This window comes from Streptomyces sp. NPDC004266 (genome assembly GCF_042874095.1).
In the GTDB taxonomy this organism is placed as follows: domain Bacteria; phylum Actinomycetota; class Actinomycetes; order Streptomycetales; family Streptomycetaceae; genus Streptomyces.
In genome coordinates this window covers 58,915-70,999 of record NZ_JBIAMM010000024.1, presented here as the reverse complement: position 1 = coordinate 70,999, position 12,085 = coordinate 58,915, and the positions used below count along the sequence as shown (strand labels likewise).

Here is a 12,085-nt window from a genome sequence, read left to right as displayed (position 1 = left end):
CGATGACCACCGGGAGCGTGTCCTCGTCGATCTTGCGCCGCAGCACCGCCGCCATGTGCTCGGACAGTTCGATGCCCACCACCGGCACGCCGCGTTCCCGCAGCGGGACTCCCACCCGTCCGGTTCCGATCGCGAACTCCAGCGCCCGGCCGTCTCCGGCGAGCTCGGCGAGGAAGGCGAGGGTCGGTCCGAGAACGGCAGCCGAGGACGCTTCGGCTTCTTCGGCGTCGTAGCGGTCGGCGGTCGCGCGGCTCCACAGTTCACTGCTCGTCACGGGTGGCCACTGTGCCGGGTGCCCAGGGGCGCTGTCGACGCATTTAAGTTCTCCGCGGCTCGGCGTGCACCGCCCACGACTCGTCGTCGCCTAGGCAGGGCTTCGGCCGAACCGCCCCGCATCCCTGATCATCAGTCCTGGAGTGATCCGACCGTTCTGGAGATCATTTCTTCAGGAGTTCCAGGGCGCTCGGCACGGGGCCCCCGCCGGGGCGATCGACTGGACCCCGCCGTCACTCCCCCGCGCCTTGCGGCGAACCAGTGGACCTCTGCCGTGGGACACGGTTTGGACCGCTCCGGAACGGCCAAAAGACGAGCATGACCCTGCAGTCCGTCACGCCCGCCGCCACTCCTGCCGCCATGCCTGCGCCGAAAACACGCCCCGTCTCCTTTGCGGAGCTGCTCGAGCAGGTCCGCTATGACGGCGCCTTCCCCACCCGCGAACGTGCCGAGGCGGTGGTGAGACCTGTTCTCGTCGCTCTCGGACAGCAGCTCGTCGGAGACGAGCGCGTCGACCTCGCGGGCTGCCTGCCCACAGAAGCGGCCGCCCTCTTCGCCACCCAGATCCCTGCGGTCACGCCCCTCGGCGCCGAGGATTTCGTCCACGCCCTTGCCCGTGAGTTCGACGGCAGCCTCGCCACCACCCGCTGGAACGTCGAAGCCGTCCTCGGCACAGTCGCGCGCATCGCTGGAAGCCAGCTGGTCACCCGTATCCTCCACCAACTTCCCTCGGGCTACGCGCCGCTGTTCGGCCGGACGTGCGGACGCGAGTGGACTGCGCCCTGATCTGAGGGGAGGACGCGAGGACGCGTCGTTCCGACTGCCCTCTGCTGTCCGGGGACGAACAGCGGCAGCACCGTGACGCCCGTGGCCGTGACGGAGCCGCTGATCCGGAGCACCGTCCCGTACCCGCCGCCCCTGCCCTGTCACCGAGGGGTACGGGACAGGGGCCGCCCAGGTGCGGGACCGGCTGCCTCGGTTGACCCGGCGGGCGGCGTGGCTCGACCACGAGGCCCCCTTGCCGATCGTCGAAGGCGCGGTCATCCGGTCGACGGTTGCGAGACCGCCCAGCGGTGGGGTGAACAAGCCCGTGTGACCGTGGTGGTCCCGGACCGGTGCCCGCTCCGAGGAGGTGGATCGGTGCCGACCGTGGGAGCGGCCGACGGAACCGAACAGACTCACCCCCGCCCGGGTCCGCCGGGGGTTCAGGAACCTGCACGCGGAGACGGGCACGCCGGCCGGTGCACCGGAACACCTCGCCCCGGCGATCGCCCGCCCTCCCCCAGAGCCGATCTCGGAGAGTCCAGAAAGTCATGCCCGATCGACGGGCAGGGGTGCTCGATCAATCCCGGAGCGGTATCTCCGCGATGACGCGGGTGCCGTCGAGCCTTGTGTGAACGACGCAGCGCAGCACGTGCGCTTCGACGATGTCCAGGCCGCGTCCGCCGCAGACGAGCTCGTCCTCGTGGCGGGGGCGGCCGGGGCGCGGCCGCCACCGGCCGTTGTCCTTGACCTCGACGGCCAGCGTCGAAAGGCCGGCGGAGAGCAGCAGCGCCACGTCCGGGCCGCCGCTGTGCCGCACCGCGTTGCCCACCAACTCGCTCACCACGAGTCCCAGGGCGTCGTCGACCCCGGCCGGCAGGCCCCAGCGTGCGGCCACACCACGAGCGAACCGCCGGAGGACCGGGACCGAAGCCGCCGTCGCGGCCGTCAGGCATCCTGCGGTCCGCCGCCCGGTCCACGGCAGGTCCGGCCGGTACGTCGAGTGGACGCCGATCCGGTCCTCGGCAAGGACGGCCGGACGGAGGTGCGGGATGGCGGACATCGGGTCTCCCGAGACTGCGGATGGATTCCCCCGCTCTTCACGGTCGGGGCCGGTCCCCGGGAAAACAATCCGGGTCGGCGGCTTTAGGGGTACGCAAGCGACGCCCGGCCCCGCAGGAAGCAGGCCCCCCGTCCGGCCGGGGCCCGGCACCGTCTCAGTCGGCAGGGTCCGGGCCCGGCGACGTCTCAGCGGCCCGGCCCGGGCTCCCCCAGGCTGCCCGGCCCGGGCTCCCCCAGCGCGTCTGCCACGGCCTTACGCGTGGTACGCAGTTTGCGCAGCACGCTGGCCACGTGGTTCTCGACGGTCCGCAGGGACAGGTACAGGGTGTCCGCGATGACCTGGTTGGTCGCGCCGACCGCCAGCAGTTCCGCCACCTGCCGTTCGCGGGGCGACAGCCGGTCCCCGTAACCGCGGCGGCCCGGGGTCCCGGGCCGGGTGAGGCCGAAATCCCGCATCAGGTGCCGGCAGCGGGAGGCGTCGGCCTGCGCGCCGAGTGCGGAGTACGTGTCGACGGCCGCCACCAGGAGCTCTGTCGCCTCATCGGGCCTGCGGGCCAGGGCCAGCGCACGGCCCTGGCGCTCGGTGGCGCGCGCCGCCTCGTACGGGCGCCCGATGTCCAGCCACCCGCGTCGGGCGGCCCCGAACTCCTCCGCCGCACGCTCGGGGCCGTCCTCGAGGCCGAGGAGTCCGCGGGCCACGTGGATCTCCGCCACCGCCGCCGGGGCGTCGCGGCCCCGGAGCCCCTGGTGCGCCTCCTCGACGAGCTGCCGGGCGGAGGAGCGGTCGCCGCAGGCGAGCGCCGCCTCCACCGCGACGGGGACCAGCCCCGTCGCCTTGGTCCAGGCCTGCGCGCTCCGCAGGGCGGCGAGGGCGGGTTCGCCCGCCGCCCATGCCTCCTGTCCGGCTCCCTGGGCGAGCCGGACGGACATGAGGCCGGCGGTGCCGCGCAGCTCGGTGCTCACGGCGATCTGTCGCGCCCCGTGCCTCGTCGCCCGCTCGAAGTGCTCCAGCGCCAGGTCGCGCTGCCCCCGTGCGAACGCCAACGTGCCGAAGGCGAGCAAGCGCTCCGCGTGGGGCACGCTGATGTCCGGATACGCGCCGATCAGAGCGTCGAAGCGGTCCTCGAGGCCGTCCCAGCGCCCAGCGAGGGTATCGAGCCACAGCTCGAGCACGCGCCCGTAGCACTCCACGATCACCGCACCGGCCCGGCGGCCCTGCTCCCGGCTCTCCGCGACCAGCCCGGCGGCGCGGCCGTCGTGTCCGAGCGCGATGGCCGCCTCGGCGACGTTGTGGAGGGCTCGGGCGGTCTGCCAGAGCTCGGCCGGGGAGTCCGCCTCCCTCGGCAGCCGGTCGATCATGTCCCAGACCTCACGCTCCCCTCGCCAGCTGAGCAAGGTCATCCGCGTCGCGTTGTACGCGGCCTGGAGGGCTTCGTCCCCGCTGTCTTCGAGCGCCTGCCGGGCCCGCCCCATCCAGTGCGCCGCCCACTCGGGCCCGGCCCGCTCGTTGAGTACGAGGGCGAGCATCCCCCGGCCGGCCGTCGCGGGACGCCCCGAAAGCTCTTCGACCGCGAGTTCGAGTTCACTCGCCCATGACGGGGAGGCGGATTCGTTCAGGAGCAGCAGGCCGAGCCCCATGCGGATCTCCCCGCGGATCGGCCTGGGGAGGTGCGGGTCCTCCACCAGGCGCCGCAGCACTCGCGCGGCGGAGGTGAAGTCGACGCCGTTGTACGCGATCCGCGCGAGCGCCGTGGCGGCGCGGGAGCGGCGCTCGGTGTCGAGGCCGGGCTCGTCGAGGATCTGGTGGAGCAGTGCGGCGGCCGTGCCCTGGTCTCCGACGGCAGCGGCCTGATCGGCGGCTTCCTCCGCGCGGTGCAGCCACGCGGCGCGGTCGCCGAGCGCCAGAGTGTGATGGGCGATCTGCACGAGCGGGGGCTGCGTCAGCCCCTGAAGGGCCGCTACGGCCGACCGGTGCAGCCGGTCCCGTCGCGGCGCCGGGATGTGCTGGTACGCGGCCTGCTGGGCCAGGACGTGCCGGAACGCGTACCGGTGGTCTTCCGTCCCGCGGAGCAGGGAGCTGCGCAGCGCTTCGATCAGCCCGTCGGTGCCGGTCTCGGCGTCGAGGCCGGCGACGGTGGCGAGCAGCGTCTCGTCCGAGGGGACGGCGAGCACGGCCGCGGCGGCGACGATCGCCGCACCGGCCGCCGACAGGCCGGCCAGCCGCTCGGTGACCGCCTCCCGCAGTCCCTTCGGCACGTCGGTGTCCTGGAGGCGGCGGACCGCCTCCTGCTGATCGATCGTGTCGCCCTGCTCGGTGAGCGTGAGCAGATCTTCCTCGGCGACCAGCGGCAGGCCTTCGCTCCGCTCGTACAGCGCGGAGGCCAGCGCGGGCGTGGCCACCGGGCCCAGGGCGGCGGAGGCCAGCTCCCGCACGTCCTCCGCCGTGAGCGGACCGAGTCTGATCACCGCGCCGCCCGCGCCCGAGGGGTGGCGGTACGCGGCGCCGAGCACCGAGGTGTCCGGGGGCAGGTCCTCGGCGCGGTAGGTGAGCGCGAGGCTGAGCTCGTCCGGCAGGTCACGGGCGAGCAGCAGGAGCAGATCCCTGGTGGCCTCGTCCACCCAGTGCGTGTCCTCGATGATCAGTACGGTCGGACCCAGGGCGGCGAGGAGCGCCCGCACGCCGTGGACCAGCCGGAGCCGCTCGGCCTGGTCCCCTCCCCTCTCCGGGGGCGCCGGCGGGAGCCGGTCCGCCAGGCCCGGCAGGAGCCGGCCCAGTGCGCCGACCGCGTCGGGCAGTCCGGTGTCCGGCAGCCACGGACCGGCCTTGGTCAGCGCGTCGGACACCGGTCCGTAGGGGAAGGGCTCGCGCAACGGCTGACAGAAACCGGTGAGGACCGGCCGGCCCTCGGCGCGCAGTACTGCGGCGGCCTCGCCGACCAGCCGCGACTTCCCGATCCCGGCCTCGCCCTCGATCAGCACCACCGCCGGCGGGTGCCGCACCGCGGTCATGAGCAGGTCGAGCTCACGACGGCGCCCCACGTAACGGAACGTGCCCACCGCTGTGGCCGCTCCCTGGCCGAGTGACCCCGCCACGTGCTCACCCACCTCGCCCCCGGACGCCCCCGGCCCTTCCAGCCTATGCGTGGGCACTCCGACGGACGACCGGACGAGGACCCGGCACGCCGACCGCGACCACGCACGGTGGTCTCGGGCCGGTGTCCGCGCGTGGGAGGGCGCGCCCTCCGCCCGGACGGGTGGCGCCTCTCCCGGGACGTGGCGCTGCTCGCGGCCCGTAGGACACCGGCGCTCCCACAGGGGAAGAGTCCCGTGTCCGTCCAGCTGATCCGCCCGGCCGATCCGCCCGGCTGATCCGTCCGGCTGACCCGCCCGGCTGATCCGTCCGATCCGGGGTAAGCGCCTGAGGCGCACCGAAGATCAGCGATGTTCCACCCGGAAGGAAGAACCGCGTGACCCAGATCCCGACGCAGCACAGGACCCGCACGGTAGGCGTGGAGGAGGAGCTGCTGCTCGTCAGCGCCCGGACCGGTGAGCCACTCGCTCTGTCGTCCGCCGTCCTTGCCGCGGCCGCCGGGGGCGAGGCGGGGGACGTCTTCGAGAAGGAGCTGCACCAGGAGCAGCTGGAGTTCGCCACCCGCCCCGTCAGCGACATGGGCGCCCTCCGCGAGGAGATCGTCCGGTGGCGCGGCGAGGCCAGGCGCCACGCCGAGGGTGTCGGTGCCCAGGTGGCCGCGCTGGCGACCTCGCCCCTCGCGGTGCAGCCCTCCCGGAACCTCGGGCGGCGGTACCGGTGGATGGCCGACCAGTTCGCCCTGACCGCGGAGGAGCAGCTCACCGGCGGATGCCACGTGCACGTCTCCGTCGAGTCGGACGAGGAGGGGGTCGCGGTCCTCGACCGGATCCGTACGTGGCTGCCGCTCCTGACCGCGATCAGCGCCAATTCGCCCTATTGGCAGGGGAAGGACACGGGGTACGCCAGCTACCGCAGCCGGGTCTGGTACCGCCTCCCCTCCGCAGGCCCGTACGAGCCGTTCGGCAGCGCGGCCGGGTACCACGCCCGCGTACGCGACATGCTGGGGACCGGGGTCCTGCGCGACCAGGGCATGATCTACTTCGACGCCCGTCTCTCCCACAACTTCCCCACCGTCGAGATCCGCGTCGCCGACGTCTGTCTCGAACCCGACACCACCGTGCTGGTGGCCACTCTCGCCCGGGCCCTGGTCGAGACCGAGGCGCGGGCCTGGCGGTCGGGAGAGCCCGTGCCCCGTGTCCCGGTCGAACTGCTCCGGCTCGCAGCCTGGCAGGCCGCCCGCTCGGGACCGGAGGGTCCGCTGCTCGACCCTCAGACGCTGCGGCCGATCCCTCCGGAGGCGGCCTTCGACGCCTTCATCGCGCACACCGAGGACGCCCTGCGGGAGACCGGCGACCTCGACCGGGCGCGCGCCGCCCTCAAGAACCTCCTGGTACGCGGCGGAGGGGCCCGACGCCAGCGCGACCTCCGCGAAGGCGGGATGGAGCTCGGCGAGGTCGTCCGCGCCTGCGCCCGGATCACCACGGAGGACGGCACTCCGGAGGAGTAGCTTCCGAAGACGGCCCCCGCCCCCTCTCCCCCTCCGTCGGCCGACGGAGGGCACCCGACCTCGTGGGTGTCTCCGGCCCGGGCCCGGCCTTCTCATGCTGAACGGCCCGCACCCCTGCCTGGTGCGGGCCGTTCAACTGTCCGTGCACCTGCCGGAAGGGGAGACGGCAGGTGCACGGACAGCGAGAGCGGTCCCATGCGCTCGGCAACCGCCTGCCCCCGATCCTCCGTCTCACTCCCGGAACATCCGAGGAAGTCGACGGCGGAACCGGCACGAGGCCGGGCACGGGAGGTGGCGGGGCCTCAGGAACGAGACCAAGGGCGCCGTCTGGCGCTGCGGCCGGCACCGACGCCCGCCACCTGGAGGGCGAGGGCGGTCAGACCGAGCAACATCACGTTCGTCGAGGTGAACGCATCGTTGGTGGCGATGTCCGCCGCGTTGATCAGGAACGCGAAGAAGAACAGCACCGCCGCGACTATGCCGAGCATGGATTCGCTCCTTTCGAAGGGTGCTGCTCGTATGCCCTCGCATCGTCGTTGCAAGCCGGTGGGGGCTGCTGCGCGTACCGAGCATGAGCCTCACCCCACTCGTGACGGTCGGATCCAACGGCTCGATGCCGGTCCGAGGGCCGTGGAGGATCTCCGGGGCCTCGCGATGGTCCGTTGCCCGATCGGTGGCGCCGGGCGGCATCTGGTGCTTCGCGGCCGCCGAGGCGCACGGACGCTACTCCCCGGTGACGGCCATCGGTGACGACCATCTCAGCCGCCGGGGATCGTTCCGTCCCGGGTGCCGGGCACCGGTTCGCCCACCCCGGTGGCCCAGGGGGCCGGCGCCGTCGACGCGGTCCAGGCCGCCAGCTCCGTACCGTCGACGCAGACGATCCCGCAGGAGGCCGCGTACTCCAGGGCCGGTTCCGTGAAGGAACTGGTGGTGACGAGGACGGCCACGTCGGCCTCGTGCACGGCGTAACAGGTGCCGCCGAATCGCTGGAGGTCGGGAGAGCCGACCCGGTGCTCCTCCCCGTACTGCTTGCACTGGAGGACCACCCGCCGTCCGTCGGCGGTCGTCGCGATCACGTCCGCGCCGAGGTCGCCGGCGCCGCCGACCACCTCCACGGGGGAACAGCCGTCCCGGGCGCACAGCGCGGCGATCGTGTGCTCGAAACCCTCCGGGTCGACGGCCAGGTGGTCCAGCGCCCCGGAGCCGACGGCGGGCGGCGCGACGGGCTCGGCGACCACCGGGGTGGTGCCCGGCGGGACGGTGACGGTGCCCATGGCCCCGTCCCGGCGGCGCATCGGGGCCCTGCCCCACCGGGACAGCGCCACCCCCGCACCCAACAGCAGTACGAAGACGGCCAGGACCACCGGCAGGTGCGAGCCCGTCGAGCGGGTCGTCTTGAACATCAGGGCCACACCGCCGACCACCGCACCCACGAGCCCCACCACGAGCACCAGGTCTCGCACGGACCTCACCGGGCGCTCCCGCCGCACCCTGCCCCTGCCCCTACCAGCGACCGTTGCCATACGGCCCCCCTCCCTCGTCCGAAACCGCCTCACCCCGAACACGCCACCGAAACGCACTCCGGCCGACCTCCCCGTTCCCAGGCGACGCCGTCCCCGGCCAGCCCGGGCGAACCGCGCCGAACCACCACACAGCCAGGTCCTGACGGTTGCCGACAACCGCTCGACCGGGTTCGGACGGAGCTGCCCCTCACACACGGCGAGGAAGTCACCGAGGAGGTCGAGTGCGGCGTGGTCAGCCGGCCGGCTCGTACGGCAACGGTTCGAGTTCGTCGGCCGCGCGGACCCGGTGGAGGTGGATGAGGATGTCGTAGGCCCGGCCGAGGGCCAGGGTGGGCAGGGGGCCCGGGGTGAAGGTCGAGCCGGCGTCGTGGCCAGTGCCGTGGCGCTGACCACTCCCGTGAGGGCGAGCAGCCCGCGTCGGCCGGTCCTCTTCCTGTACCCGTGCATGCTGATCGCTCCTTGCGTGCGGCGGCTGTCCGCGCCGATGAAGTGATCTTCGTGTGCTGGGGGGTGGAACGCGCTGGGGTCGTCCACCGACTTCCCACAGGGGCCACCCCGGTGACGGAACGGGGGCTGACCCCGGCACGCGGTCGGGAACTGTGAGGGGGGCAGCCCCACAGAACTCGGGGTGCTACCGGGATGTCCGGTGGATCGTGAACCGAGCAGGGTGGACGGCACACCCGGACCCCAGGAAAGGTTTCTTGTGTTCAGCTCGCAGTCCGTCCGCCGCCGTGGGGCGCGCGCCGCCGTCGTCGGTGCTCTCGCCGTCGCCCTGTGCACCACCCTGATGACCAACCGCGCCGGAGCGATCGTCAACGGGATCGATTCCACCGAGCGTTACCCGTTCATGGCGGTGATCCCTGAGTCCGCCCCGACCCAAGGGGTGTACGACGGCAACTGCGGGGCGTCGCTGATCGATCCGCAATGGGTGCTGACCGCCGCTCACTGCGTGCGGGGCGAGGGCCTCGAGCTGGAAGGGGTCGTCCGGATCGGTGGCGAGGAGCGGAAGTCCGGGGGGACCGTCCGGGCGATCGAGCGCACCGTCGTCCACCCCGGCTATGCGAACGGCGAGGGGAAGGCGCCCAACCGGGATGACATCGCGCTGGTCCGTCTGGATCGCCCGGTGACCGAGAAGCCCGTACGGATCGCGAAGCGGGTCGGGCAGCCCGGCACCCCGACCCGGATCCTGGGATTCGGAACCACCCTCGACACCGCGCTGACGTTCGCGGAGCGGTTGCGGCAGCTCGACACCCGCAAGGGCGGCACCGCCGAGTGCGCCCCCGGCTACGCGGACAGCACCCGGCTGTGCACGGTCAGCCGTGTGCCCGGGGCCATGGCGTGTTTCGGGGACTCCGGCGGCCCACAGCTCCAGAAGGACGGGCGGGGACGGTGGGAGCTCGTCGGGGTCACCTCGGGCCCCGGTGTCCCGGGGGTCGCGTGCTCGGCCGGGCCGGGTCTCTACAGCAGCGCGCCGGCCTACGCCGACTGGATCCGAAGGACCATCAGGCACCACGCCTGAGCGCCGACAGGCCCGGCAAGGCCGACAGGGCCGACAGGGGGGCGACAGCGCCGACAGGCGGCACGCTCCGGACGACTCCGATGTCCGGCACCCTCCGGACAACATGGCGGCCACGCCGCGGCCGAGCAACCCCGGACGCCGTCCAGCGATCTTCCGGAGCGACGACATCGTCCGGCGCATGGCGACCACCTGTCGGCGCCGCCACTCCTCACCGTTCACGGAGACCGTCTTTTGCAGTACTGCGACACGGCCACAGCTTCTCGGCGCCGCCTGATACGAGCCCGCACGCTCGCCTCTTCCGCGGTGGCCCTCCTCCTGGCGCAGGCCCTGACGGAGAGCCCCGCCTCCGCCGCGCCCCTCGACCCCACGGCCCGGGGCGGGCGGGGCGTCGCCTCCGTCACCTACGACCTGGGTGACCGGGCCTATCGGCTGCCGGAAACCGGCGAGCCGGTCGAGATGGCCGCCATCGTGCACTATCCGAAGGATCTCGGCACCACACCGCGGCCGCTCGTCGTGCAGCTCCACGGCTGGCACGAGACCTGTGCGGACCGGTCGGCGGAGGCGGCCCGCGACGCCGCCGAACGGGCCGGGGACTGGGACGCCTACGCCGCCGCCTCCCAGAAGCTCTTCAGCTGGCCCTGCGCTCCCGGCACCCGTCCGATGGCCAACGAACGCGGTGACGACTACCTCGGCGAAGAACTGGCCGCCCACGGCTTCATCGTGGTGTCCATCCGGGCCAACGGCATCAACGCCTCGTCGGTGTCGGGCGACGGCAACGCCTCCGCACGAGCCGATCTGATCGACCGACACCTCGCCCTGTGGCAGAAGCTCAACGCCTCGGGCCGCGGCGGGCTCGGCGGCGCGTTCCGGGACGCCGTCACGGGCAAGCCGCAGCGCGTCGACTTCCAGCACCACGTCGACCTGAACAAGGTCGGCACCATGGGGCACTCACGCGGCGGCGCGGGCGTGACCTGGCAGGCATCGGACCGTCACCGGGCCCAGTGGCCCGCCGGCGTCAAGGTCAGATCGGTGGTGGCCCTGGCCCCCGCGTACAACGTCATGACCGAGGACATGGCCGCGTACGAGATCACCAAGGCGTCCGTGGCCGTGATCCGCGGGACCTGCGACGGCCAGGTCGGACGAGAAGCGCTCTCCTTCGCCGCCGAGGCGACCGCCAAGAGCTCCGCCGGCTTCCACCGGTTCGAGATGCCCGGCGCGAATCACAACTACTTCAACACCCAGTGGTCGCCGGCCGGCGGGCAGGTCGCCGCCCGCGACGACGCCGGCCACGACGACGCCCGTCCCGGCCAGTGCACCGAGCCCGGTGGCTCCGCTTACGAGACCCAACTGACCGAGGCCGCCCAACGCCACGCCGGCGCGGCGTACATCACCGCCTTCTTCCAGCGGTACCTCACCGACCGCGGGAAGTCACAGGCGCCCCACTGATCCGTGCAGCCCCTCCCCCCGGCCCCGGGCCGGGGGCGGAGGGTGAGGTCGGGTGCGGGCGTCGGGTCGGCGGTCATCGGGGCAGGGTCTGGGTGACGCGCCACAGACGGCGGGGCAGGTCGCCTTCCTCGAAGGGGTGGACCTCGTCGAGGGTCCAGCCGTCGGCGAGGGAGTCGACGAGGTGGCGGGGAAAGAAGTGCACGGCGAAGCCGCCGTGTTCGTAGATGTCGTCGCCGTGGGAGGTTCCGGCGCCGTAGTGGGCGTCACCGGTGTGGCGGACGGTGTAGACGAGGACTCCGCCGGGGCGCAGGACGCGGCGGATCTCGCCCACGAGGGCGTGGATCTCCTGGGACGACAGGGCCATGCACAGGAGCATGTGCGCGAAGACGGCGTCGACGGAGGAGTCCGGCTGGGGCAGCGGTTCGCGCACGTCGTGGAGCGTGGTGGTCACCCGTTCGGCGATGCCCTGGTCCTGGGCCGCCTGCCGGAGCTGTTCCAGACCGGTGGGGCTGAAGTCGGTGGCCTGCACGGTGAAGCCCTCGCGGGCGAAGCAGAGGGCGTCGCGGCCGTGGCCGGCCCCCAGCTCCAGCACGTCCGTGGCTCCGGCCTCGCGGAAGACCCGGGCGGCGTGCACGGCGGGTGCGGAGGGCTTCTCGCCGTACATGCCGGGGTGGGCGGTGTAGGTGTTCTGCCAGTGCTGCCGCTGTGCTTCGGCCAGGTCCTTGGCGTCGTCGCTCATGTCTGCTCGTTCCTCTGCCGGATCTGCCGGATCTGCCGGACGGCCTGGAGGGTGCTGGTCAGGGCCCGCCCGCGGGCGTCGGCCGCCGACGCGCGGGCCGAGGCGTGCGGCTGCCGACAGGGCTGCGACCTCTGCGGCCGAACCGTCCCGGACACGGCATACG

General features: G+C 73.1%; 9 protein-coding genes and 1 pseudogene. 4 read left to right on the top strand and 6 right to left on the bottom strand.

Annotation, left to right across the window (positions count from 1 at the left end):
- Positions 1-274, bottom strand: a pseudogene (locus ACFYUZ_RS36775) (SAM-dependent methyltransferase); the annotation flags it as partial.
- 317 nt (positions 275-591) lie between these two features.
- On the opposite strand from ACFYUZ_RS36775, the gene ACFYUZ_RS36770 reads away from it, so the two are divergent.
- Positions 592-1,059 (top strand): DUF2267 domain-containing protein, encoded by a 468-nt coding sequence (locus ACFYUZ_RS36770; protein ID WP_389316778.1) that lies wholly within the window; start codon positions 592-594, stop codon positions 1,057-1,059.
- Positions 1,060-1,615: 556 nt separating this feature from the next.
- Here the strand turns inward: ACFYUZ_RS36770 and ACFYUZ_RS36765 are convergent.
- Positions 1,616-2,098 (bottom strand): ATP-binding protein, encoded by a 483-nt coding sequence (locus ACFYUZ_RS36765; RefSeq protein WP_389316776.1) that lies wholly within the window; start codon positions 2,096-2,098, stop codon positions 1,616-1,618.
- Between the two features lie 185 nt (positions 2,099-2,283).
- A complete protein-coding gene (locus tag ACFYUZ_RS36760) occupies positions 2,284-5,154 on the bottom strand; it encodes an ATP-binding protein (protein ID WP_389316773.1) in 2,871 nt (956 codons plus the stop codon).
- A 410-nt stretch (positions 5,155-5,564) separates the two neighbouring features.
- Between ACFYUZ_RS36760 and ACFYUZ_RS36755 the strand changes: the two genes are divergently transcribed.
- Positions 5,565-6,695 carry a glutamate--cysteine ligase gene (locus ACFYUZ_RS36755; protein WP_389316770.1) on the top strand — a complete coding sequence of 377 codons (1,131 nt, stop codon included), beginning with the start codon at positions 5,565-5,567 and terminating at the stop codon, positions 6,693-6,695.
- A 302-nt stretch (positions 6,696-6,997) separates the two neighbouring features.
- Here the strand turns inward: ACFYUZ_RS36755 and ACFYUZ_RS36750 are convergent, their stop codons facing one another.
- Both ACFYUZ_RS36750 and ACFYUZ_RS36745 read right to left on the bottom strand, forming a co-directional pair.
- Positions 6,998-7,183: a hypothetical protein gene (locus tag ACFYUZ_RS36750; protein ID WP_389316767.1), complete on the bottom strand. Its 186-nt coding sequence runs from the start codon at positions 7,181-7,183 to the stop codon at positions 6,998-7,000.
- A 270-nt stretch (positions 7,184-7,453) separates the two neighbouring features.
- Entirely contained in the window at positions 7,454-8,158 is a 705-nt protein-coding gene (locus ACFYUZ_RS36745) for a restriction endonuclease (RefSeq protein WP_389316792.1), read from the bottom strand.
- A 763-nt stretch (positions 8,159-8,921) separates the two neighbouring features.
- Here ACFYUZ_RS36745 and ACFYUZ_RS36740 point away from each other — a divergent pair.
- Together ACFYUZ_RS36740 and ACFYUZ_RS36735 are read left to right on the top strand one after the other, a co-directional pair.
- The gene (locus ACFYUZ_RS36740; protein WP_389316764.1) at positions 8,922-9,737 is read left to right on the top strand and encodes a S1 family peptidase; all 816 of its coding nucleotides are present in this window, start codon (positions 8,922-8,924) and stop codon (positions 9,735-9,737) included.
- 303 nt (positions 9,738-10,040) lie between these two features.
- A complete protein-coding gene (locus ACFYUZ_RS36735) occupies positions 10,041-11,183 on the top strand; it encodes an alpha/beta hydrolase (protein ID WP_389316760.1) in 1,143 nt (380 codons plus the stop codon).
- A 73-nt stretch (positions 11,184-11,256) separates the two neighbouring features.
- Here ACFYUZ_RS36735 and ACFYUZ_RS36730 read toward each other — a convergent pair whose 3' ends face one another.
- Positions 11,257-11,922 carry a class I SAM-dependent methyltransferase gene (locus ACFYUZ_RS36730; protein WP_389316757.1) on the bottom strand — a complete coding sequence of 222 codons (666 nt, stop codon included), beginning with the start codon at positions 11,920-11,922 and terminating at the stop codon, positions 11,257-11,259.
- Between the last annotated feature and the right edge of the window lie 163 nt (positions 11,923-12,085).